Origin of the sequence: Prevotella sp. P5-126 (genome assembly GCF_002251185.1) — a bacterium.
In the GTDB taxonomy this organism is placed as follows: Bacteria; Bacteroidota; Bacteroidia; order Bacteroidales; family Bacteroidaceae; genus Prevotella.
In genome coordinates this window covers 91355-117033 of the sequence record NZ_NPIZ01000089.1, presented here as the reverse complement: position 1 = coordinate 117033, position 25679 = coordinate 91355, and the positions used below count along the sequence as shown (strand labels likewise).

Sequence of the window (25679 nt, the reverse complement as noted above, 5' to 3'; positions counted from 1 at the left end):
TTTGGTTATCTTTGTGGCTGAATAACTATAAAGATATTCTCAGCAACAGATGCAAAGAAAACCAAACAAAAGGTTCATATATACATTGGTAGCCATAGTCCTTTTCAGCACTATGGCTGCCAATGCTTCGTCTTCCAACAATCATACAAGAACATACACCAACGAACATCCGCTGATCTATGAAGACTGTTGGGATATGTACCCCTACTCCTTTCTTAACGAGCAGGGCAAGCCCGACGGCTACAACATCGAGGTCATTAAGATGATCTTTGAGAAGCTCAAAATCCCTTATACCATTGTATTAAAGCCAGCCACACAAAACCAGGCAGACCTCAACCATGACAATGCCGACCTTATCGTCGTCAGATCAACAGGATTCTTCAGTCGCTTCGGCCATTATAGCCGCAACTCCATATCACTCATCACCATGAGTCTGGCAACACCAATCGACAAACCCGTCAACATCCATACGTTCAGCGACCTGAGCAAGCAGCGGGTCACTGTCCTCGACAGCGGTATGGTGCATCGCCTGATGATTGACTACGAATGGGGAGCGAATGCCATCCCCGTGAAAGACATCAACGAGGCCATTCTCAGAGTGAGCGATACCGAACAGGGGCAGGTCATCTGGTACAAGCCGTCGCTGGAGTATCTGAAGCGGACGTACGACCTCGACAACATCCAGATTACCGATGTCGATATCCCCCTGGGTGAGGCGCGTTTTGTATCCCACAACCAGCAATTACTAAACCAGATAGACAGTGTCTATACCCTGCTCAATTCCGAAGACCGCTTCGAACCGCTGCAGAACAAATGGTTCTACCCCGATCGTGGCGAATGGCAGATGCCGGCATGGGCATGGTGGCTGATGGGCATTGCCACACTGCTGACCATACCATTGCTGTATAGCCTATACTACTTCCGTCGCAAAGACAGGCAGCTTGCCAAGTCCTACGACTTGCAGAACCAGCGTATGTCGCTGATTCTTGAAGCCAGCGGCGTAAGAATGTGGACCTACAACGTCCACACCGAGTCCTTCAACTGGTATGATCGCGACAGCATGAACTATATCACCTATCCTGCGGAAGAATTCTCCCACCGCTACTACCCTGGCGACTTCAACCGTCTGATGCGTGTCATCGAGCAACTCATAGACGGGAACATCACCGACGAACAGGTATCGCTTGACATCAAGGCGATGGATGCCGAAACAGGCGACAATCAGGAACACGACTTCCAGATACAGCTCTCCGTCCTGCAGCGCAACAAGAAAGGCAACCCTATTGTCATTCTTGGCACGAAGAAAGACATTACCGACGAACTCCGCATGGAGCAGGATGCCGAAGAGCGACTCATTCGCTACAAGACCATCTTCGACAGTTCGACGATCGGCATCATCGTGTTCAACGCAGAAGGACAGCTCACCAATATCAACGAAAAGGCATGCAGCCTCTTCCAGTGCGACAAGAAAGACATCATCCGCCAGTCGCCCTCTTTCCGTACACTTTTCGAACTCGAAGAGGATCACATCGAAGCGTTGGACGGTGTATCGATGTGTCGGAAGGTGGACTTCGACAATCATCTCACCAGCAAGGAGCTGGGCCATATCATCAACCAGAGCGGCACACAGATCTTTGAGATTCACATGATGGTGGCTTGCGACGAAGCCAACGAGCACGCCAACAATCTGTTGGTGGTCGTAGAGGACATCCGCCAGCACATCGAGATCAAGAAGCAATGGAAAGATAAATTGGCAAGGAAACGAGACCTGCAGCATCAGCTCGACAACTATATCGACCATACCAACTACCTCTTGAAGATCAGCGGCATGCGCATAGTGCACTATTCTCCAGAAACCCATACGCTGTGTGTCAAAGACAATCTCAGCCATGTGCAGTACGAACTGACCCAGACCCGTTGCATGACATTGGTTCACGAGCGTTCGCAGAAACGCGTCATGCACCTGTTGAGCAAGATGGACAACCGTTCGCAGGAACCTTTCTGCATGGAGGTGATGACCGTCATCCGTTCGGGCGAGAACCCGTTGTGGCTCAGATTCTGCATGACACCTGTTCATGATGATATTGAAGAGAAAGACGCCTATTTTGGCATCTGCTACGACATCAGCGAACTGAAAGCCAACCAACTGCGTCTGGACGAAGCCTACAGCACCGCTCGCGAGATTGAGCATGCCAAAAACAGCTTCCTCAAGAATATGTGTTACGAGATACGCACACCGCTGACCGCCGTTGTGGGATTTGCCGAAATGCTCTCTACCGACATCACCCCAGAGGACGAGCATGTATTCACCAAAGAGATACTCGACAATTCCGACCACCTCCTGCGACTGATAGACGAGATACTCTTCTACTCGCGCATCGACTCCGACATGGTGAAGATCACCCCGACACCCACTGAGTTTACCGAACTCTTCAAGACAAACTGTCAGCGGGGATGGGACATGGCACACCCCAACGGTGTCAATTTCATCATGGAAATACCCTACGACCAACTGGTTCTCAATATCGACGGCAACAACATAGCCCATCTGCTCACATCGCTCATCAGCAATGCCGCCTTCAACACGAAGCACGGTTTTGTCAGAGTGCGTTTCGACTATATCGGTCGCCGTCTCATCATCTCCGTAGAAGACACCAGCGACGGCATCAGCGACCGCGAGCTCCAACTCATCAAGCAGCATACCGGCGGCAGCATCGACGAGCGCATCGGCATCAGTCTGCCCGTCTGCAAGCAACTGGCAGAGATGATGAACGGAACACTGGAAATCAGTTCTGAATCAGGACAGGGCACCATCGTATGGGTCAGCATTCCCTGTCAGGCATCACTTATCAAACGTAAGAAGTTCATTTAACCATGAAAGTTAGTTTTCTGAGACATATCATGACATTGATTGCTGCCCTGCTGACCGTCAGCACGGCATGGGGAGACGCACCGCGACAGAAGACGCAGTACCAGCGCAGATACGACGCTGCCCACCCCGTCATCATTGTGGGCGACTGGGACAAGCCGCCCTATGAATTCCAAGACGACACGGGCAGGCCTGCCGGCACCAATGTTGAGATCATGACAGAAATATTAGACCAACTCGACATCCCTTATAAATTCGTACTGAAAGAGTGGGCCAATGCCCTCAAGACCTTCGAACGTGGCGATGCAGACCTGATTTTTGCCAATGTCGGACGCTACAGGAAACCGCCTTTTTGCTATACCCGCAACATCATCAACTACAACCGCATCGTGGCAGTCACCTGCGGCACAACATCGTCCAACAGTTCACTCAAAGAACTGGTGGAAGCCGGTACGGTATTGAAACCAGCCGACTATACGGAACATTATTTTCTTGAAGAAGACTCATCCTATCTCAGCCAATTGGAATTTCAGTCGCCCACGACAGCCCTTATGGGCGTATTGGCACACGACTTCAAATACTACGTATGGGGTGAAGAACCGCTGAAATGGAAAATCAGACAACTCAATATGGACAAGTCGGGACTCATCCTCAACGATGTGGGCATACCCGTCAGCGAGATCCATGTCATCGGACGCGATACGAAACTCATCGCAGACATCGACTATGTCTATTCCCAACTGAAACAGCACGGACGGGTGGCACTCATCAACGACAAATGGCTGCATCCAGAGCGCATCCGTAAGAAAACCATCCCCATGTGGGGGTATCTGATGATTGGCACGGTGATGTTTGCCCTGATGTGCTATATGGTCACCCGCATAGCGAGACGGAGGGTGCGCGCCAAGAGCCAGCGCAACAGCGAACTCGATGCCATGATGACGCGTGCCCTGCAGATGGGCTACCACTATGTATTTCAGTACGACCTTACCTCGCGCATACTGGTCAATCAGTACGGCAGTCTGCTGCCCGACGAGGGTATGTCGTGGTTCGACTTCAGCCAGCGCCTCCACCCTGCCGAACGCAACAACTGGGTGAGACGGCTCGAACAGCTGAGAGACGGCAGCATGGACAAACACGTGGAACTGAGTGGACGATGGAATGCCGGCACTAAAGACAAGCCGATATGGAAACACCTGCGCGGCCACTTCGCCGTCGAGCAGGATGCCTACGGACAGCCAGTAAACATCTATGCCACCATAGTCGATAAGACCCACAACGTAGGACTGATCCACGAAGCCAACAAGATGGAGCGGAAGTTCCTGCAGTTTTTCCAATTCTCAAAGGTGGCCATGGCAGTCTATAACCAAAACGGATGGATAGAAAACAGCAACGAAGAGATGAAACGCATCTGTAAAGCTGATGCGAAAAACGCACGATTGCTGCAGAAGACTTCACTTTTCGACATGCCGATGTTTGCCGACGCCTTCAACGAGAGTCGCCACGACCCCATCTTCCTCTGCCACCTTGCCCCCGCAGACAGCGACCATGGTCGCGAGGCATGCGTGGAATACAACGTCGTCCCACTCTTCGACTACTTCGGCCGTGTCTCCAACTACCTCCTCATGGCTTACGACATCAAAGCCCAGAGCGACACCTACCACCATCTCATCATGTGTCAGCACGAATGTGATACGCTCCAGCGATACATCGACTATAACGAGAAGCGACTGAAATTCATGTTGAATCACTCCGACTGGACGATGTGGGATCTCGATCTACGCAATAAGATGATCTACTATTCCCACACGCTGAAACATGCAGACTACGTCATCGAGTTTGAGAAATACCTCAGACAGCTGCCCCCGGAACTCTACGACGAATACAAGATCAGCGACGAGAGCATCGGCCTCTTCCAAGGACCATTCCACGTGAAGCGGCAGCTCAACTCCTCCGCATTCAGCAAAGGTCCGTGCGCCCACGACATCTACGGTCGCTTGCGCAAAGGCGACGACGGATCCACCCTGGGCTACAGCGGCATGCTCCACGACATCACCAGACTGGAGAATATCAAGAAAGAAGTGGTCGAGATCAGCGAGAAAACCAAGAACAGCGCCCAGCAGAAGAGCGTCTTCCTCGCCCAAATGACCCACGAACTGCGCACGCCCCTCAACTCCATTGTAGGCTTCTCCGACATGCTGAAATATGCAGAATCAGCCGGGGAGCGTGAACGCTTTATCCACATCATCCGCACCCATTGCGACATCCTGGTGCGTCTCATCAACGGCATCCTCGAAGCCTCCACCATCAACGACAACCCGATGGACGTCAAGCCCGCCGAAGTTGACTTTGCCGAAGAGTTTGAATACCTCTGTCAGTCCATCGAGATCCGCGTGCAGCGCCACCATCTGCGCTTTGTCACCTCCAAACCTCTGAAGAAGCTCAGAGTATCGATCGACATCGGTCGCGTGCGCCAGATATTCAGCAATTTTGTGAGCAACGCATTGAAATACACGAAGAAGGGCAGCATCTGGGTAGGCTATCGCCTGGAGAAGCGCAACGGTCAGATGGGCATCTATGCCTTCTGCGAAGACACCGGAACGGGCATACCCCACGACAAGCAAAAAGCAGTTTTCGAACGTTTCGTCAAGCTCAACGAGTTTGTGCAGGGCACAGGCCTCGGCCTCTCCATCTGTAAGTCCATCGTCACCGCCTGCCATGGCGACATCGGCGTAGAGAGCGAAGTGGATAATGGTTCTAAATTCTGGTTCTGGATTCCTGTGGAGGTTATTGAAAAGGAATAGAGGTACGGGCGCTTCACCCCGTTCTCATATATCAAAGTTATAGTTTTTCACAATATTTCAACCACTCGACCACGTATCCACGTAACTTACTAACATAGAGATTATTATAGAGCAGTAGATTATTAGATTATCGGCCACACATACAAGCAAACTCTGTGTCAACATCAATCCCATGTGTTGGCAATATCTTTGCCAACATTAGACAATACACTTGCTAAACGTTGGAAAACACCTTTATCAACGTTGGGAAACACCTTTATCAACGTTGGAAAACACCTTTATCAAACGTTAGATAACACCTTTATCAAACGTTGGATAATACCTTTATCAAACGTTGGATAATACTTTTATCAAACGTTGGATAATACTTTTATCAAACGTTGGATAATATTTTTATCAGGCATCGGCAAAAGTCCTGATAAACATGGGCAAGATATTCTCTGGTGGTCGAAGTGTGGTCGAAACACGTAAATATAAAGTCATCGACCACCACTTAAAGCATTGCGCAATAGCGCATTATGCCTCAGCGGTGGTCGAGTGGTCGAATATTTTTGAAAATCATAAATAAACCTCATCAGACGCTGCACCACATTGGCTACAGCAACTGATGAGGTATCATCCAACATCAGCATTGGACAGTGTGGACTTATGGGCTGGAAGTTATGCCAGCAATGCCTGTTGCAACCAATAGGTCACAATGCCTGCAAGATAGCCGACGAAGGCTATCCACGTGATGCGCTTCAAGTACCAACCAAAAGTGATTTTCTCTAAGCCCATGACAACAACACCGGCTGCAGAACCGATGATGAGCATCGAACCGCCTACGCCGGCACAGTAGGCGAGCAACTGCCAGAATATGCCGTCGATGGCCATGGCACCTGTCTCGGCTACGGGATACATACCCATACAGCCTGCTACCAGGGGCACGTTATCGACTATGCTGGAGAGAACACCGATGATGCCGTTGATGACATAGTAGTTGCCGACAAAGACTTCGTTGAGTCCGGTGCCCAAGGCGGTGAGGACGCCGATCTCCTGCAGCACGGCTACTGCCATGAGGATGCCGAGGAAGAACATGATGGTGGAGAGGTCGATGCGCGACAGGAGGTCGCTGACGCGCTTTGCCATAGTGTCGTCTTCGCTAGTATTGTGATGGAAGATCTCGGTCACGGTCCACAGAACGCCGAGCACGAGGAGGATGCCCATGAACGGAGGAAGATGGGTGATGCTCTTGAAGATGGGCACAAAGACCAAACCGCCTACGCCGAGCCAGAAGATGATGTTGCGTTGCACCTTGGTGAACTGGCTGATTTCGGCGGTGACGAGGTTCTGCTCTTTATCAAACTTTCCACTCAACGAATATTGCAGGATGAAGGCGGGCACCAACATCGATACCAACGAGGGGATGAAGATTTCAGTAAGGATGCCCTGAGTGGTGACCACTCCCTTGATCCACAGCATAATGGTGGTGACGTCGCCAATGGGCGAGAATGCGCCTCCTGAGTTGGCGGAGATAATGATCAATGCGGCATAGATGAGACGCTCTTCACGCGACTGTACCAGTTTGCGGAGTACCATGATCATGACGATGGAGGTGGTGAGGTTGTCGAGGATGGAAGAGAGGAAGAAGGTGGCAATAGCCACACGCCACAGGAGTTTGCGCTTGGAGCGTGTCTTCATGATGTCGCGCACAAAATTGAATCCGCCGTTGCTATCGACTATCTCTACGATGGTCATGGCGCCCATTAGGAAGAAGAGGGTGCCTGCGGCATCGCCCAGATGGTGTTCGATCACTTCGGAGATGTGGTGGAGTACGCCGTCAGAGGCTACATCGGGATAGTATGCTCCAGGTGATACCATCAGCAGGGTCCAGCAGACCACACACATGAGCAGCGCAATGGCTGCCTTGTTGATTTTCGTCAGACTTTCAAGGGTTATACAGAGGTAGCCTGCAACAAAGGCGACGATGATGAACATTGTAATTGTACTCATTTTGATGTAATATTTATTGTTATTTATTCAAGTTTCGCAACTGAGGGAATTGATTGAAGTTAAAGAAGTTATCACTCCCTACGGTCGTTCGGGAAGTTAAGAGACAATAGCCTTTTGCCGTAAGACGTAGGACATTTGTCCCTTAACTTCTCTCTAACTTCCCTAACTTCCCTTAACTTCCCACATGCGATAGTTCAATTTTTTATTGTTTGTTGCGCCAACAGAAGGCCAGGCGGAGGGTGTTTGGGGATAGAAGTGCAACAGGGGTGCGCCCTGCAGTCCGCTTCGCATCAGCTGCCATCCGTCATAGCGTGTCTTCTTATAGTTGATATCTACAAAGTTGATTTCCTTGAATTTTCGCCATTCCACACCACGTCTATCGAGATCGCGTATGCGGTTGGCTGGCAGATTGGTCACTTCGATGCGCAGGGTGTTCTTGCCCTTGCGCAAGGCGTCGCGGCAGTCGAGCTGGAAGGGTGCTGCCCATGCACAGCCGATGAACTTGCCGTTGATATATACGCGTACCGACTCATAGACTTTGCCCAGCGAGATGATGCAGGCCTGGGCGGCTTGCTTTCTGGTCAGGCGGAAGGCGGTCTCATAGACTCCAGTGCCCATGGTCACCGAGGCGGATTCGCCAAGCGTCTCCCAGGTCTGCGGAGTCGGCATGGTGTAGGTTTCGCTGACGCGTGGCGTCTCGTCGATGAACGACAGGGTCCAGGGGCCGTCCAGCGGCAGGGTCTCTGTCGCTAATGTCATACCGTATTGGCCTGTTGACAGGGGACGGTCAGCAGCTGTTCCTGTTTGCAGGATGATGCTCTCTCCCGACTGAAGACAGACGACAGGAGCGTCGGCAACCATAGGCAGACGGTTCACGTCGCCCGTCATGGGATTGTAGCAGACGATGTGTTGCGTAGGTACGGAGAGACATGCTGCGTTTAAGCAACAGTCGCGGGGCGAGAGATTGACAACGAAATAGATGTAGCCGTCGTCTGTCTTTCTTCTGATCATACGCACACCGGGATTCATTCGCCATGGTTCGGGTTTGGCAAGATGCGCCATCGCCTGTCGGTCTTCACCATAAATAATATAAGGTGTGAGGTTCTGTAACAGGCTCTGAAGTCTGTCGTCAACGGTGGTACCTGTGGGGATGATGATTCCCCTGTAGCGTGTGCCGCCAGGGGTGACGAGCTGTCCGCCATCAACCTTGACCTGTGCCAGTTGGCGGTCGCTGATATAGTCGCAATCGTAGCCGAGGCTGTCGATGCGGAGGATGCTCCGGATAAACTGCGGACATTTCTCGTCCATGGTATGGATGTCGAACTGCATGAGGAGGTCTTCCCCGCCCCTGCGGTCTTTGCTCTCCGACTTAGCATCATCATTGCGAGGACCGCGGATGCGCCACATGTCATGGACGGGCAGATAGACCAGGAAATCATTGTCGGGCTGTCCCATTTGCAGGAACGACTGGCAGCGTTCGATATACTGCATCAAGAAAGGGGCATCGCGCCAAATGCTGTTGGTGGGACTCATATCAACCGATGCATAGAATTTCCATCCGGGCCATGGATCATGCTCCGGGGTGTAGCAACTGCCATGAAAGAAGATGTGGTTGATGCCGCATGAGAACATCAGGTCGATGTCAGGCTTCATCTGCGACAAAGAGGTGCGGAAGTGTTCGGTCAACCAAGTGAGCGTCTCGCTGCTGGTCAGCGGCTTTCCCATCACATGTGCTGCCGACGATGCGTATTTCAGCATCGACACATCGCTGTAGTTCTTGAGGGTCATGCCGGGGTCTCTGCGCAGTCCGCGGATGCCAAACTCGGAGCGTCCGAAACCTTCTATCTCTGGTATATCTACGGCGGCATAAAGATCGAGCAGATTGGCAGGAGAACCGTGGGCTTGGTTTCTCACCGATACCCCATTGCGGTGTGCCCAAGCCACCCACTGCTGGGTGAAGTTCTCATAGAGCAGGTCGCTCAACGTCTCACGATAGTCGTGGAGCGCCTTATTACCGTCACCACCGTCAAGAAGTTCAGGCAGATGGTCGCGCAAGTCGTAGCCACGGCGTTTGAGAAATTCGTCGAAGAGCGAAGGGGTCCAGTTGGCCTTATACACCTCATAGGAGTCGTTGAAGAAGGTATGGGGATAAGGAGTCTTGGTGTATTCAAACGCTTGGGTGAACCTATTGAGATAATGTGCCACCGCCTGACGGTCAAAATGGTCGATGACGAGTCCTTCACCACCGGGTGCAGCGCGTTTCACCTTCTGACGCGTGCGTGAGGCATAGACGCTGATGACGCGCCACTGGCGTGGTTGACTGGTGGGATATACTCTGGTGCATTGCCATTGGGCATAGGGGCGCTCCTTGGCAGGCACTGCCAGTCGGTGCTGGTCGGACGGGCGCTTGTCGGAGGTGATCATGCTGTCAACGAACACGGCCTTGCAGGCTGCCTCGTCTATCGTGACCTCAGGACCTCCGAAGGGCCATCCTGTTCCGCAGTTCATATCTACCTCGATATGATGGGCGGCGGCAATCTGCTGCACGTCGCGCAATGCCGCCATCCACTGCGGAGAGAGAAATGGGAGTTCATGGGCTTCGTTGCCCTTCACGCCATAGAGCGGTGTGATTTCCACTGCCCCAATGCCCACACGGGCATACTCGCCAAGGTTCCATTCCAGTCCCTGGTGGTCAACGGCAGATCCCAGCCACCACCATCGGGTGCCTGGACGTGCTTCGGGTTTGGGTGAAGGCCATGTCTGTGCGGTCGTGCCAATGGCAGTCATCATGGCAATCAGCAGTAGGATATATTTTGTTTTCATTGTTTCACACCTTAATCATATACATCGTTCATATCACACACGGGGTTTATTCGTCCCTGGTAATCATGCGGTAATACTCCACTCCGCCAAGGAGGAAGCATCCGGTGCCGTAGTCTTCAAAATCGGGTACGCGGTCGTAACTCAAAGGCTGACCGGCAGAAGGATCTTTGCCCGTGCCTTGCATCCATCCGAGGAAGCCATCCTTGTGAACCGCCTGTTGCACCATCCCCTGCCATGCCCGACGGCATGCCGGCTCATATTTACGTTCGTCAAGGAGTCCCTGGCGTATGCCCCATGCCATGCCATAGAGGAAAAGCGCAGTACCGCTTGTTTCGGGCATGGCATAATGGGTGGACACCAGACTGGGATTCCAAAAGCCATCCTCACGCTGACAGTTGAGCAAGGCGCGGCTCATGGCCAGGAAATCTTTTTTCAGTTCCTTATAGACCTTGTCTTTCGGCGACACCTGTTGCATGCAGCGCACCAATGCGGCATAGACCCATCCGTTGCCTCTCGACCAATAGCAGGGTTTACCATCTGGCTCATGATAGGGCGCCACATAGTCGGCATCGCGCCACCACAATCCGTCTTTGGCATTGAAGAGTCCGCCTGCCAGCATGTTTCTGCTCCAACGATACATCATCATGGCATGTTGCTGGTAACGTTGATCGTGGGTGATGGCTGTCATCTGGAAATAGAGCGGCATGGCCATCTGAATAGCATCAATCCATGTCCACCAGCCATAGAGCACATTGTTGGCTTTAGGATTGTAGGTTTTCATCTGCAGGTCGAGATTCTCTCTCACCTTACTGATCTTCTCATCGCCTCCAACCTGCAGATAGCGCATCAGGTAGGTCTGACCGCAACACTGGTCGTCGGCATTGCACGTGGTCACACCATAGCGGGGAGTCCACTGATGGGACGCTGCCCAGCGGTCGGTATAGTCGGCATAGCGCGCATCGGGATCTATCTCGTAGAGCGCCATCAGTCCTTCATAATATACGGCACGGGTCCATAGATTGCTCGTGCGGCTGCGTTTCACCATAGTAGGCAACGTCGGGTCGGCATAGCGTCCCATGAAATAGTTGTTGACGCGACGCAAAACCTGCATTGTTTCTGCTTTTTCGCAGGTACGGGACTGTGCGGCAGTCAGTGCCAGGAAGACACAGACCACCCCTGTGATCCATCGTTTCATTCTCATGTTAAATTGGTTTTATCAGTAGTTTTGTTTGTTTTCAAGGTTCAAAGGTACGACATTATAATCGAAATACAAAATTTTATTTCCTATATTGTTTGTCATTTCGGAATTTCTCCGTATCTTTGTCGAAACAAACGATAACAGTATATAATATGATAGACGTTAAGCAGACATTATCCGCAGCCGAAGAGCGCATGGAGATGGCAACCATGTTTCTAGAAGAAGAACTGAGCCGCGTGCGTGCCGGTCGCGCCAACGTCGCCATCCTCGATGGCGTGCGTGTAGAATCCTATGGTTCGAAAGTACCCTTGAACCAAGTAGCTAACATCTCTACACCCGATGCCCGCACCATAGCTATCAAGCCTTGGGACAAAAAGCAGATTCGCGAAATAGAGAAAGCCATCATGGACTCGGATGTGGGCATCACACCAGAGAACAACGGTGAAATCATCCGTCTGGGTATCCCACAGCCTACCGAAGAGCGTCGTCGCGACTTGGTGAAGCAGTGTAACAAGATTGCTGAAAGAGCCAAGGTGGAAGTGCGCAACGTGCGTGCCGACATCAAAGACAAACTGAAAAAGGCTATCAAAGACGGACTCTCAGAAGACCTGGAGAAGGATGCCGAGAACGACTTGCAGAAATTGCACGACAAGTTCATCAAAAAGCTCGACGACTTGATGGAGGCCAAGAACAAGGAAATCATGACAGTATAAGCCCGTGAAAGGACTCGTCATAAAAAACACCGGCAGTTGGTACACCGTTCTTACGGACGATGGACCAACTGTTGACTGTAAAATCAAAGGGAATTTCCGACTACGGGGGATTCGCTCCACCAATCCGGTGGCGGTGGGTGACCGCGTGGAAATCATCACCAATCAGGAAGGCACTGCCTTCATCACCGAGATTGAAGACCGACGCAACTATATCATCCGCAAGTCTATCAATCTCTCCAAACAAAGCCACATCCTCGCTGCCAATGTGGATCAGGCTCTACTGGTCATTACCGTGGCACGACCGGAGACAAGCACTACCTTCATCGACCGTTTCCTGGCTTCGGCAGAGGCCTATCGGGTGCCTGTGATATTGACATTCAACAAGACCGACACCTTGGCTGACGATGAACTGCATTACCAGCAGATGATGATCAGCCTCTATGAAACTGTGGGCTATGAGTGTCATGCCATTTCGGCTGCAACAGGTGACGGGGTAGCTGCACTAACCGAAAAGCTCACTGGAAAGATTACCCTGCTCAGCGGCAACAGCGGCGTAGGAAAATCAACCCTCATCAACTGCATCCTTCCGGATGTCAATCTGCGCACAGCAGAAATCAGCGATGCACACAACACGGGTATGCACACCACTACCTTCAGCGAGATGCTCCGTCTGCCCGATCAGAGCGGTTGGCTTATCGACACACCGGGCATCAAAGGGTTCGGCACCTTCGACATGGAGCGCAAAGAGCTCACCAGTTATTTCAAAGAAATCTTCGAGTACTCCAAACAGTGTCGATTCAGCGACTGCACACATACCCATGAGCCGGGATGTGCCGTTATCAAGGCGGTAGAGGATCACTACATTGCGCAAAGCCGTTATCAGAGTTATCTCTCTATGCTTGACGATAAGGATGAGAATCGCTATCGCGAAGCCTTCTGACTCCACTCGCTTACAGACAAACACCAGATGACACCTATCGAAGCACGATATTCCAATGGAGTGTCGTGTTTTTAAGGTTTTAGAGTACTGACTAACGACTTGGTTCTTTGGGATGAAGCAGGCATGCATACCCCAAAAAGCATCAGTCGCTGCAACCCAGAGGCTACAGCGACTGACGGTATATTGAAATATCACATTTTACTCACCTATTGTAATGGTGTATTGTGACATGAATGAAGCACCGGGCTGCAGATGGTTCATTAAGACTTTGTCCTTAAATTCACCTTCCCATCCGCGTGGGTCACCCAATCCATACCATGGTTCAAGACATACAAACGGGGCTTTTTTCTGATAGGGACTCCAGAAAGCCATCACTGGACATTTGTAGTCGAGCGTTACAGCAGGACGACCGTCGGTGTCGAGCAAAGACACACTATGGGTCTGGCAACGATGGAACTTAACGGAGTCGTCCTTGAAATATTCATCGTTGAAACGAATCACACCTTGATCGGTCTCTGCAGGAATCTCTGTCATCTCATGACTACCATCGGCAAAACTCTTCAGATTGGTCATCGGCTGAGCGTTGTCCAATACAAGGGTACCTTTCAGTTCGTCGCCTTTCTTCATGCCTGGCACATTGAAAGCTGGATGACCGCCAATCTGGAAATGGATCTCCTGGGTGTCAGTATTCTCCACATGCCAAGTCACAACAACCTTGTTGCCATCAAGACGATAGCTGATGGCGAGATTGAAATGATAGGGATAGACCTTCAGGGTCTCTTCACTGTCATGAAGGGCATACGTCACGCGGTCTTTGGATTGTCTCACCAGCGTAAACTCGGTATCACGGGCAAATCCATGACGTGGCAAATGATATTGCTTGCCATCAACGGTATAGGTATCGTTGTTGACGCTGCAAACAATAGGAAACAGTATGGGTGAATGTCTCGGCCAGAAATCAGGATCTGCCTGCCAGAGGTATTCTCTTCCGTTGTTGTCTGTGATGCTTTGGAGTTCGGCTCCCAGCGGTGCCACCTTGATGGCTATCCGTTCGTTTTTAAGTTCTACCATATTGTTGTTATTTGTTTTAGATATGTTTCATTATTCGTTTGGAATGACGAAAGTAGCAAAAACTTTTGATATTGACAAACTTTCTGTAAGTCTTTTAGTGTAAATTAACGAAACAACAACCGCAACGTAGGATGTCACAAAGGACAATCTCTACACTGCGGTTGTAACCGATAACCGATGGTTCGGCGGGAAGATTCCGCTATCAGAACTGTTCGAGCAATCGGATTCGTTCTTCGGTGCTGGGGTGTGTGGCAAAGAGGCCGTTAATCATACTCATCACACTCTGTGCGTGACGACGGGGATGGATAATGAAGAGTTGGGCTACATCTTCACGCTCCACACGTCCGAGGCCTGGATTATTGGAAATTTTACGCAAGGCGGAAGCCAAGGCCAGGGGATTCTGGCACAGTTCGGCACCACCGGCATCTGCCATAAACTCACGTTTGCGCGAAATGGCAAAACGGGTCAGCAGTACAAAGACATAGGCAATGGCTGAGCAAAGCAGGCCGATGAGCAGCACGATGATGACGGAGAGTCCGCTGTTCTTATTGTCGTCGTCACTACTTACATGACGGTTGCCGCCGCCAAACCAGAATATGTTTTGTATGACATGCATCACCATGCTCATCACAGCCGATACTATACCTACGAAGATGATGCTCGTGATAAGCAAGCGGGTATCATGGTTGCGGATATGGGTCAGTTCGTGACCTATCACACCAGCCAGTTCCTCGTCGTTGAGTACCTTCAGCAGTCCGGTGGTGACGGTGACCGTATAGCTCTTGCGGTCGATACCGCTGGCAAAGGCATTGAGCTGCGGATCGTCAACCACACACACTTTTGGCATGTCCATACCTCCTGCAATACAGAGGTTTTCCACAATATTATATACCCGCGGATTCTCCCTGCGCTCTAAAGGGCGTGCGCCTGTGGCTTGTCTGACCATGGACGAGTTGAAGCAATAGGCAATGAGAAACCATACGGCCACACCGCCAATGACCCAAGGAATGGTTTGTAGGAAATAGTCGTTGACTACTGCTGCATCGAAGACATTGACCATATTGCCATATTCGTCATAATAATATGTGCCGAAATAGCTGACCAATGCCAGAAAGATCCATACCATCCCTAAAAGAATGGCGGGAAACAGCAAGAGCAACAAGAGGGTATAAAAATTGTTGCGCTGGATTTGTGTCTGAATACCAACGTATCTCATCGTTCTCACTTAGAATTTGATTTCGGGAGCTTTCTCAAACTGCGCACGCTGTTCCTGGGGTACTTCAAACATGGGTTCAGCATGGAAGCCAAACATGCCGGCGATGATATTGCCTGGGAATGTCTGTACGGCATTGTTGAGTTCACGAGTGGCTGAGTTGAAATAACGGCGTGATGCTGCAAGTTTGTTCTCGATATCCGAAATCTCACCTTGCAGTTGCAGGAAGTTCTGATTGGCCTTAAGGTCAGGATAAGCCTCAAGGGAAACTTTCAAACCTGACAAAGCGGCAGAGAGCTGGTTGTCTGCCTGTACCTTGTCGTTGATGGTCTGTGCGCCCATGGCAACAGAACGGGCTTCGGTTACACGCTGCAGGAGTTCCTTCTCGTGGGTTGCATATCCCTTAACCGTTGCCACGAGTTGCGGTATGAGGTCAAATCGTTGTTTGAGTTGTACATCGATATTGGCAAAGGCGTTGATACGGTTGTTACGCAGTTTCACGAGATTGTTGTAGAAGAAGATAAGAATCAATGCAATTCCTACCACTGCCAAGATAATAACAAGTGTTGTACTCATAGTTTTTTCTATTAATCTATTAAATGAATATAATTCTTTTCTATTATAGACATCAAAGATACTGCCAAAGTTGCAGATTGACAAAAAAATTAAGCTTTGTTTACATCTTTACTGATAATTTATAGGAGATACAGCAAATTTATATAGGAGAAAGATGGGAGGTACATGGGACCTTCGTATTCCAAAGAGAGAAAACGGAAAAATCCGACTGGCAGTTTCCTTTACGAGGAGAAATCTGTCAATCGGATTCTGTAGAGTGACTTTAAATAATAGTCTAATTCATCTGGCGCAACACTTTCTCATAATAGTTTTGAGTGGCTCGCTTCGAGTAGTTGTGACCTCCATTCCATGCACGAATGGCATACTCCACGTTGTTTGCCTTGTTGTAGAACGACTGTATGAGAAGAAACATCTCTTTCGATTTCTTTGCATTGAATCGGTCGTTCATTGTGTAGCGCTTTTTGCTCTGCCTCATCTGCAGGATGCGATTGCATTCCTTAACGCAGATAGGTGTAATCTGCATGATGCCGCACGACTTACCACTTACGGCTTTAGGATTACCTTGACTTTCTACCTGAATAATCGCGCTGATAACAGGAGTCCAGTCAAACGAGCGTTCATTGTTCTTCGTTCCTGCCGAAGCATTGATGGAACAGGCCATCATGATGGCCAATGTAATCAATACATTTCTAGCAATCTTTGTCATAAATAATCCTGTTAAGCATGACCGTCTCACCACGAGACATTCAACCGTCACACTATTGTTAACGGGCACAAAGGTACGACTATTTTTTGGAACTACCAAACTTTACTCCGAAATGAGACGTTGATTATCAATTAATTAACATAAATCAACTGCTATTCACAGATGGAAATGCATAAAAAAAGGGGGCTTTCGCCCCCAATTATGCATGTTAACAAATCATCAATTATCCTGCTGAAAGAGTGGATCTTCTGGCATCACCATGATGGGTTTCTGATTATAGTCTTTCAGGAGTTTCTCGCTCACATATTTCTTATTGACTACGAGTCGGAACATGTATTCGCGGAACCATCTGTCGGTCATAATGAGGCATCCTTTCTGTCCCCAATCACCTCCCCAGGAGTTTTCAACTTTCCACTTTGTGGCCTTTCCGTTGGCATCAAGATCCACGGCAGTAAGTGTCATGGCATGGGTAGAGCCACTGTCGAATGTGGAAATGCGCTGGGCTTTGTCCATGGTGAATGAAGTACCGAAGAGAGAGGCATAGTCGAAATTCTCTGTATCGGCATAGCCACGTTTGCGGTCAAGTTGCTTGCCTACATCATAGCTGGAATAGAGCTTACGACCGTCTTTGAGCGATGCTACAGCGAGCTGTTCTATCTCATCCATAGGCAAGTTGAGGTACTTCCAGTTGTGCCCATCATAGGTATGGCGGTCGTATTCCACCTCATAGGTCTTATAATAAGGACGACGCGGATCGTTCATCACCATGATAAAAGTGCCATTGATAGGTCCACCAACCACTTCCTCTGCGAATGTCTTTGGAGTATAGTGTTTAACAGGAGTCTTTGCTCGTCCGTCCTTGCCTTTGAAAGCATAGTCAAACTCCTTGACGGGTTCACCAAGTGTAAGGGCAAGGATATTGTAGATTTCAGAAAGGGCGGTTACCTTAGCTTTCTGCACATCGGCTGTTTTCTTGCCATCTGCTACCATCTGGCGCAGTTTCAAACCATGTTCACGCAGTTTGGACTTGACGATAGAGGCCATCTTTGCCGTATTTTCTGCCGAGAAGCTTTCAGGTTGAACACTACTGGGCACAAGGCCGTACTTTTCTACCAAGTCTGCCACACCACAGAATGTTCCTCCGTCATTGATAGGACTTTGGAAGAAGAACTGCACGCGCTGGTCTTCAAATGGTTTCTTCGCATGATCTATCACGCCTTGAAGCATCAAGTTTGCCTTTTCAAGCTGGTCGTAGAAGAACAGATAGTTTTGCGAGAGCGAAACGGTCAACGAGTCTGTGCGTTTGGCAAAATTGCCACGCAGCACATTGAATCCGCTAAACATCCAACATCTTCCACTTGACTTTTGATTGGTGATAGACTGACTGGGTGTCTCCACACTAAAATAGGTATCGAAGGCTCCTGCATTGGCTTTGTTGACAGCCAAGCCGTCGATAGAATTGACAGCTACTGCATTTTGCAGCGCACGACTGGCAGGATTTGCCTGATGTTGCTTTTCAAATTGCTGCATCATCTGCGGAGAGATACCACCGGCATTTTGCGCCTCGGCATTGATGACGAGTAACATGGCTGCGGTTGTTGCCATTGCTGATTTGACGAAGTGTCGAGTAGTTATTTTCATTTGTGTCTTGCTTTTTTGGTTATTGATTTCTTTTTTTGCGTAGTAGTATTCTTCTTTTTGGTTTGCACAGTATTTTTCTTGTTTGTGGAAACAACAGCTTGGGGCTTATAATACTTCATAGCCTCAGGCATCCAGGCCTGTATCTGTGCTATACGTGTGGCATCGGTAGGGTGAGTGCTGAGCCATGATTTCGAGCCTCCACCAGTAGCTTGCGACATGCGTTTCCAAAAATCCACAGCTTTCTGTGGATCATAGCCTGCCATGGCTGCAAAGATAATACCGAGATGGTCGGCCTCACTCTCGTGGTTGCGCGAATATTTCGCACTTGCTCCCTTGGCTCCAAGTCCGAAAACCGTTCCGGCTATATTCTGCAGTCCGCTACTGGCACCTGCACCTTGCATCAAAACGCTGAGGGCTTGTGCGCCATATTGTTGTCTGATGAGCGTACTCATCTGCTCGGCAGAGTGCTTGGCCACCGCATGGGCTATTTCATGTCCGAGAACTATCGCAAGCGAAGTCTCGTCTTGAGTGACAGGCAACAGTCCTTCATAGACCACAATCTTACCACCGGGCATACAGAAAGCATTAACCTGCTTGTCTTGTACGAGATTGAACTCCCACTTGTAGTTGGCAACCTCACTGGAAAGGCCGTTGGCGTTGAGATAAGCCACAACGGCATTTGCAAGGTTCTGCCCCACTCGCTTCACCATGTTGGTATTTGCCACATTCGTGGAAGGTTTGGCGGTTTTCATGTATTCCGCATACTGTTGATTACTGAGGCTGAGCACTTTTTCGTCGCTCACCATCATGTGTTGTTTTCGTCCTGTGATAGGTACCGTCGTGGTGGTTCCACAACTGGCCAGTACGGCTACGGCAACTATCAAAACAATCAATTTAGCTTTATTCATTTTTTGTATTCTTAGTATCTTCTTTCTTATAGACATTAAATTGATATCAAATGCAAAGATACTACTTTTTTTGTACTTTAGCTATTTACAAAGGAAAAACATCATAATATTTACATAAAAAGCACTTCAAAAACCATTATTATACTACTAAAACAGCACGATCCCTACGGGGAAATATTACAGCGTATCAAAAACGCATAAATACGCATACCTATAAAATAAAATAGGGAATGAGACCGTATTTGTTGCATGATTCAGAAAAAAGCTGTACCTTTGTGCTGAAATTCAGAAAACTATTATGGGAAAGATTATTCTGACGGGCGACCGTCCTACAGGAAAACTGCACTTAGGCCATTACATTGGCTCGCTGCGCAGACGTGTTGAACTGCAAAATGCCGGAGGCTACGACAAGATGTTCGTATTCATGGCAGATGTTCAGGCACTGACAGACAATGCTGACAATCCAGAGAAAATCAGACAAAATATCATCGAGGTGGCCCTTGACTACCTTTCAGCAGGACTCGACCCTGAGAAATGCACCTTGTTTATCCAAAGTCAAATACCAGAACTGGCAGAATTGACCACCTACCTGATGAATCTCATCAGCGTAAGTCGCGTGCAGCGCAACCCAACTGTGAAGACAGAAATCAAGATGCGCAACTTCGAGGCAAACATTCCCCTCGGATTCTTCTGCTATCCTGTCAGCCAAGCAGCAGATATCACGCTCTTCAAAGCTACTACCGTTCCTGCCGGAGAAGACCAGGAACCCATGTTGGAAGTGACTCGCGAATTGGTGCGTCGCTTCAACCAGACTTATGCACCGGTACTGGTAGAACCAGAAATCATGTTGCCCGAAAACGCAACAGCACGTCGTCTGCCCGGCACCGATGGTAAAGAGAAAATGTCGAAATCACTTGGAAACTGCATCTACCTCAGCGACTCTGCTGCTGATGTATGGAAGAAGGTGAAGAAGATGTCTAACGGAGAGCCACGTATGAGCTTGGACGAACCGGGACATCTTGAAGGAAATGCTGTTTTCACCTACCTCGAAGCTTTCAGTAGCGATGAAGACTTTGCTGAGTTCTGGCCAGAATTTAAGACTCTTGAAGAACTCAAGGCACAATATGTGAAAGGTGGTATCGGCGACGGAACAACCAAAAAGTTCCTCAACAATGTGCTCAATAAATTTATGGAGCCCATCCGCCAACGTCGTCATGAATTCGAGCAGGATATTCCTGAGATCTACAATATTCTGAAAAAGGGTACTGAGAAGGCGCGCGAGACAGCAGCTCAGACCATGTGTGAGGTACGTTCTGCCATGCAGATCAACTACTTCGACGATACCGAACTCATCCGTCAGCAGTCAGAACGTTTCAAGGGTTAAGGACTCTGATAGGCCGAGACTATAGCCGACACAAAACAGACACCAAAGAGATTATAATACAGCAACATAAAAAACGATTGGGTTATGGCAGATTACATCATGAACAACGTATGGCAGGTATGGGCCATCGCGGCCGTTATTTGTCTCATACTCGAATTATCGTCTGGTGATTTCTTTATCATCTGTTTCTCCATAGGAGCTGTGGCGTCGGCTATCGGAGCTGCAATAGGATTGAACATCTATTGGCAATTGGCAATCTTTGCAGCAGTAGCGTTGGCCAGCATCTTCTTTGTGCGCCCGATAGCATTACGCTATCTGCACAAGAACGAGCCCAACCGTCCTAGCAATGCCGATGCACTTATCGGACGAATAGGACGTGTCACAGAAACCATCAAGACGGGAGGCTACGGAAGAGTTGCCATTGACGGTGATGTATGGAAAGCTGTCAGCAATAGCGCCACCGACATCACAGCAGGATCTACCGTAAAGGTTACGGATCGGAAAAGCACCATCATCCAAGTGGAATCAACAACAAGTATAAACGAATAAAACCAAGACATTATGGAAGCATCTTTTTTCACCTATGTGCTCATCGCCATCATCATCTGCGTAGTAGTCTTCGCCAAGATGGCGCTGGTTATCATTCCACAGTCGGAAACAAAAATCATCGAACGTCTCGGTCGTTACTATGCGACACTCAAACCAGGCATCAACGTTATCATACCATTCATTGACCGTGCCAAAGCCATCGTCGTGCTGACACGTGGTCGCTATGCCTACTCTGACAATATTGACCTCCGTGAACAGGTTTATGATTTCCCATCACAGAACGTAATTACGAAAGATAACATCCAGATGGAGATCAACGCGCTACTCTACTTCCAGATTGTTGATCCCTTCAAGGCTGTCTATGAAATATCAAACCTGCCCAACGCTATCGAGAAACTCACACAGACCACACTCCGTAATATCATTGGTGAACTGGAACTGGACGAGACACTCACCTCACGCGACACAATCAATACCAAGCTTCGCGCCGTACTCGACGATGCCACCGACAAATGGGGTGTAAAAGTCAATCGCGTAGAACTCCAAGACATCACACCACCAACAAGTGTGCTCAATGCCATGGAGAAACAGATGCAGGCAGAACGAAACAAACGTGCACAGATTCTGACTTCAGAGGGTGAAAAAGCTGCGGAGATTCTTGCATCAGAAGGTGAGAAAACCGCTATGGTGAACCGTGCCGAAGCACAGAAGCAGCAAGCCATTCTCCATGCAGAAGGTGAAGCACAGGCACGCATCCGCAAAGCAGAAGCAGAAGCAAAGGCCATCGAACTTATCACCGAAGCCGTAGGAAAGAGCACTAACCCTGCCAACTATCTGTTGGCACAGAAATATATCCAAATGATGCAAGAGTTGGCAAATGGCGACAAGACCAAGACTGTCTATCTGCCATACGAAGCCACAAATCTCCTGGGAAGCATAGGAGGTATAAAGGACTTGTTTAAGACCACAGAATAACCAACACCTTAATATAATATATAGATCAAAAACAAACAACCCTATAAAAGAGATATGAAGAAACAACTCAAAAAGGTACTCGTGCTCGGTTCGGGTGCCCTGAAAATCGGACAAGCCGGAGAGTTCGACTACTCAGGCTCACAGGCACTCAAAGCCCTGCGCGAAGAAGGTATATCATCGGTTCTGGTAAATCCAAACATTGCCACTATCCAAACCTCGGAAGGCGTTGCCGACAAAGTGTATTTTCAACCCGTCAATACGTATTTCGTAACAGAAATCATCAAGAAAGAACGTCCTGATGGCATCCTGTTGGCATTCGGCGGTCAGACAGCCCTCAACTGCGGTACCGAACTCTATCTGTCTGGTGTTCTTAAAGAATATGGTGTAGAAGTGCTCGGCACAAGCGTAGAAGCCATTATGAACACCGAAGACCGCGACCTCTTCGTCAAGAAACTGGCAGAGATTGACATGAAGGTACCCGTGAGCCACGCTGTAGAAAACATGGACGATGCGCTCAAGGCAGCCCATAATATCGGATTCCCCGTAATGGTACGTTCTGCCTACGCATTAGGCGGACTGGGCAGTGGTATCTGCCCTGACGAGAAAACATTCATATCTCTGGCAGAAAGCGCATTCACCTTCGCACCACAGATTCTCGTAGAAGAGAGTTTGAAAGGATGGAAGGAAATTGAGTTCGAGTGCATCCGCGATGCCAACGACCACTGTTTCACTGTAGCTTCAATGGAAAACTTCGACCCTCTGGGCATCCATACTGGTGAATCTATCGTAGTGGCTCCTACCTGCTCATTGACCGAGCAACAGGTGAAGATGTTGCAGGATATCACTACTAAATGTGTACGCCACTTGAATATCGTAGGTGAGTGTAACATCCAGTTTGCCTTCAATGCAGAAACTAACGACTACCGCATCATTGAAATCAATGCACGTCTGAGCCGTTCATCTGCACTTGCTTCAAAAGCAACGGGCTATCCCCTAGCCTTCGTAGCTGCCAAGATTGCTTTGGGCTACACGCTCGATCAGATTGGCGAGATGGGAACAACATCATCAGCATACGTGGCTCCAAGCCTCGACTATATGATTTGTAAGATTCCACGCTGGGACCTTACAAAATTTGCTGGCGTATCACGCCACCTCGGTTCATCCATGAAGTCGGTCGGTGAGATTATGAGCATCGGACGTTCATTTGAAGAGATGATCCAAAAGGGACTCCGCATGATTGGACAGGGTATGCACGGATTTGTAGGCAATGACCACACACGCTTCGATGACCTCGACGATGCATTGGCAAACCCAACAGACCTCCGTATCTTTGCCATCGCACAGGCCATGGAAGAAGGATATACTATCAAGCGTATCGAGGAATTGACCAAGATTGACGTATGGTTCCTTGAACGATTGAAGCATATTGTTGACCTGAAACATCAGTTGATGGAATACAATGCCGTAGAAGACGTACCCGCCACCCTTATGCTTGAAGTGAAACAGGCAGGATTCTCAGACTTTCAGATTGCACGTTTCGTACTCAAGCCACAGAGTGGCAATATGGAGAAGGAAAACCTCAAAGTACGTGAGATCCGCAAACAGATGGGTATCATGCCTTCGGTAAAACGCATCCCTACTGTAGCATCTGAACATCCAGAACTGACCAACTACTTGTATTTCACCTATACACACACACCAGCATTTGCTACCCCCGACGGCAAAGCATACAAGACCGCACACGACATCAGCTATTATAAGAACGAGAAATCTGTAATCGTTCTCGGTTCTGGCGCCTATCGCATCGGTTCAAGCGTAGAGTTCGACTGGTGTTCGGTTAATGCAATCAACACTGCACGCAAACTCGGCTACAAGTCGATCATGATCAACTACAACCCCGAAACCGTATCGACCGACTACGACATGTGTGACCGCCTCTATTTCGACGAACTGTCGTTAGAGCGTGTTCTTGACGTCATCGATCTTGAAATGCCACGCGGTGTCATCGTCTCTGTAGGTGGACAGATTCCAAACAACTTGGCAATGAAGCTCTACCGTCAGGGTGTTCCTGTATTGGGCACCTCTCCAGTTGATATTGACCGTGCCGAGAACCGTGACAAGTTCTCTGCCATGCTCGATAAATTAGGAATTGACCAGCCACGTTGGCGCGCTCTGACTTCGTTCGACGATATCAAGGAGTTTGTAGATGAAGTTGGTTATCCCGTACTGGTACGTCCATCCTATGTACTCTCAGGTGCAGCCATGAACGTATGTTACGACGATGAAGAATTGCATCGTTTCTTGAATATGGCAACCGAAGTATCCAAGGAGTTCCCCGTAGTGGTAAGCCAGTTCATGCAGGAAACCAAAGAGATTGAGTTTGATGCTGTTGCCGACAAGGGTGAGGTTATTGAATATGCCATCTCTGAGCATGTGGAATATGCCGGTGTCCACTCTGGTGACGCAACCATGGTATTCCCCGCACAGCATATCTATTTCTCAACTATCCGCCAGATTAAGAAGATTTCCCGCAAGATTGCACAGGAACTCAACATCAGCGGACCATTCAACATCCAGTTCCTTGCCAAGAACCGTGAGGTGAAGGTTATCGAATGTAACCTGCGTGCATCACGCTCATTCCCCTTCGTATCGAAGATTCTGAAGCGCAACTTCATCGATACAGCAACCAAGATTATGCTTGATGCTCCCTATTCTCGTCCAGCCAAGAGCGAGTTCGACATCGACCACATCGGTGTCAAGGCATCACAGTTCTCATTTGCCCGTCTGCAGAATGCCGATCCCGTACTCGGTGTTGATATGAGCTCTACCGGTGAGGTAGGCTGTCTGGGCGATGACCTCAACGAGGCTTTGCTCAACGCACTCATCGCCACTGGCTACCGTCTTCCCAAGAAGAGCGTTCTCATCTCTTCAGGAGCCGCAAAGGGTAAGGTTTCATTGCTCGAACCAGCCAAGCAACTCGTCAAGAAGGGTTACGAGGTATATGCCACACCAGGCACAGCCAAGTTCTTTAATGAGAATGGTGTGAAAGCCACTGCCGTCAACTGGCCCGATGAGGAAGGCGACAACAATATCATGCAGATGATTGCTGACCACAAATTCGACTTGATTGTCAACGTTCCCAAGAACCACACCAAGCGCGAATTGACCAATGGTTATCGCATTCGTCGCGGCGCCATCGACCACAACATCCCCTTGATGACCAATGTGCGTTTGGCAAAAGCCTTCATTGAAGCCTTCACTGCCCTCCGACTTGAAGACATCAAGATCAAGAGTTGGCAGGAATACAATGCTTAATA

General features: G+C 49.2%; 17 protein-coding genes. 8 read left to right on the top strand and 9 right to left on the bottom strand.

Features of this window, described 5'->3' with window-relative positions; translation table 11 throughout:
* Positions 1-49: 49 nt before the first annotated feature.
* Both CIK90_RS10715 and CIK90_RS10710 read left to right on the top strand, forming a co-directional pair.
* The gene (locus tag CIK90_RS10715; protein WP_094465317.1) at positions 50-2872 is read left to right on the top strand and encodes a histidine kinase dimerization/phospho-acceptor domain-containing protein; all 2823 of its coding nucleotides are present in this window, start codon (positions 50-52) and stop codon (positions 2870-2872) included.
* Positions 2873-2874: 2 nt separating this feature from the next.
* Positions 2875-5673 (top strand): ATP-binding protein, encoded by a 2799-nt coding sequence (locus tag CIK90_RS10710; RefSeq protein WP_094465315.1) that lies wholly within the window; start codon positions 2875-2877, stop codon positions 5671-5673.
* A gap of 660 nt (positions 5674-6333) precedes the next feature.
* Here CIK90_RS10710 and nhaD read toward each other — a convergent pair.
* From nhaD to CIK90_RS10695, 3 genes are all read right to left on the bottom strand, one after another.
* Positions 6334-7665 (bottom strand): sodium:proton antiporter NhaD, encoded by a 1332-nt coding sequence (nhaD, locus tag CIK90_RS10705; protein ID WP_094465313.1) that lies wholly within the window; start codon positions 7663-7665, stop codon positions 6334-6336.
* Between the two features lie 162 nt (positions 7666-7827).
* Positions 7828-10488, bottom strand: coding sequence for a glycosyl hydrolase (locus CIK90_RS10700; protein ID WP_094465311.1), 2661 nt, complete (start codon positions 10486-10488; stop codon positions 7828-7830).
* A 46-nt stretch (positions 10489-10534) separates the two neighbouring features.
* Positions 10535-11683: a glycoside hydrolase family 88 protein gene (locus tag CIK90_RS10695; RefSeq protein ID WP_094465309.1), complete on the bottom strand. Its 1149-nt coding sequence runs from the start codon at positions 11681-11683 to the stop codon at positions 10535-10537.
* Positions 11684-11838: 155 nt separating this feature from the next.
* Here CIK90_RS10695 and frr point away from each other — a divergent pair, with 155 nt between their 5' ends.
* Together frr and rsgA are read left to right on the top strand one after the other, a co-directional pair.
* Positions 11839-12399 carry a ribosome recycling factor gene (gene frr / locus CIK90_RS10690; RefSeq protein ID WP_094390439.1) on the top strand — a complete coding sequence of 187 codons (561 nt, stop codon included), beginning with the start codon at positions 11839-11841 and terminating at the stop codon, positions 12397-12399.
* Positions 12400-12403: 4 nt separating this feature from the next.
* A complete protein-coding gene (gene rsgA / locus CIK90_RS10685) occupies positions 12404-13339 on the top strand; it encodes a ribosome small subunit-dependent GTPase A (RefSeq protein ID WP_094390438.1) in 936 nt (311 codons plus the stop codon).
* 198 nt (positions 13340-13537) lie between these two features.
* On the opposite strand, the gene CIK90_RS10680 is transcribed toward rsgA, so the two are convergent.
* The 6 genes from CIK90_RS10680 to CIK90_RS10655 form a co-directional block, all read right to left on the bottom strand.
* Entirely contained in the window at positions 13538-14410 is an 873-nt protein-coding gene (locus tag CIK90_RS10680) for an aldose 1-epimerase family protein (protein ID WP_094465307.1), read from the bottom strand.
* 202 nt (positions 14411-14612) lie between these two features.
* Complete coding sequence (locus CIK90_RS10675) at positions 14613-15626, bottom strand: M48 family metallopeptidase (RefSeq protein WP_094435527.1); 1014 nt, start codon at positions 15624-15626, stop codon at positions 14613-14615.
* A gap of 9 nt (positions 15627-15635) precedes the next feature.
* On the bottom strand, positions 15636-16199 hold the full coding sequence (locus tag CIK90_RS10670) for a LemA family protein (RefSeq protein ID WP_094465305.1): 564 nt from the start codon (positions 16197-16199) through the stop codon (positions 15636-15638).
* Positions 16200-16473: 274 nt separating this feature from the next.
* A complete protein-coding gene (locus CIK90_RS10665) occupies positions 16474-16905 on the bottom strand; it encodes a lytic transglycosylase domain-containing protein (protein WP_094390256.1) in 432 nt (143 codons plus the stop codon).
* Positions 16906-17124: 219 nt separating this feature from the next.
* Positions 17125-18510, bottom strand: coding sequence for an aminopeptidase C (locus tag CIK90_RS10660; protein WP_094390257.1), 1386 nt, complete (start codon positions 18508-18510; stop codon positions 17125-17127).
* Between the two features lie 32 nt (positions 18511-18542).
* Complete coding sequence (locus tag CIK90_RS10655; protein ID WP_094435792.1) at positions 18543-19454, bottom strand: M48 family metallopeptidase; 912 nt, start codon at positions 19452-19454, stop codon at positions 18543-18545.
* 298 nt (positions 19455-19752) lie between these two features.
* Between CIK90_RS10655 and trpS the strand changes: the two genes are divergently transcribed.
* The 4 genes from trpS (at position 19753) to carB (ending at position 25677) form a co-directional block, all read left to right on the top strand.
* Complete coding sequence (gene trpS / locus CIK90_RS10650; protein ID WP_094390258.1) at positions 19753-20838, top strand: tryptophan--tRNA ligase; 1086 nt, start codon at positions 19753-19755, stop codon at positions 20836-20838.
* 84 nt (positions 20839-20922) lie between these two features.
* Positions 20923-21387: an NfeD family protein gene (locus CIK90_RS10645; protein WP_094390259.1), complete on the top strand. Its 465-nt coding sequence runs from the start codon at positions 20923-20925 to the stop codon at positions 21385-21387.
* Positions 21388-21399: 12 nt separating this feature from the next.
* Positions 21400-22362 carry an SPFH domain-containing protein gene (locus CIK90_RS10640; RefSeq protein ID WP_094390260.1) on the top strand — a complete coding sequence of 321 codons (963 nt, stop codon included), beginning with the start codon at positions 21400-21402 and terminating at the stop codon, positions 22360-22362.
* A gap of 54 nt (positions 22363-22416) precedes the next feature.
* On the top strand, positions 22417-25677 hold the full coding sequence (gene carB, locus CIK90_RS10635; protein ID WP_094465303.1) for a carbamoyl-phosphate synthase (glutamine-hydrolyzing) large subunit: 3261 nt from the start codon (positions 22417-22419) through the stop codon (positions 25675-25677).
* Positions 25678-25679: the final 2 nt, after the last annotated feature.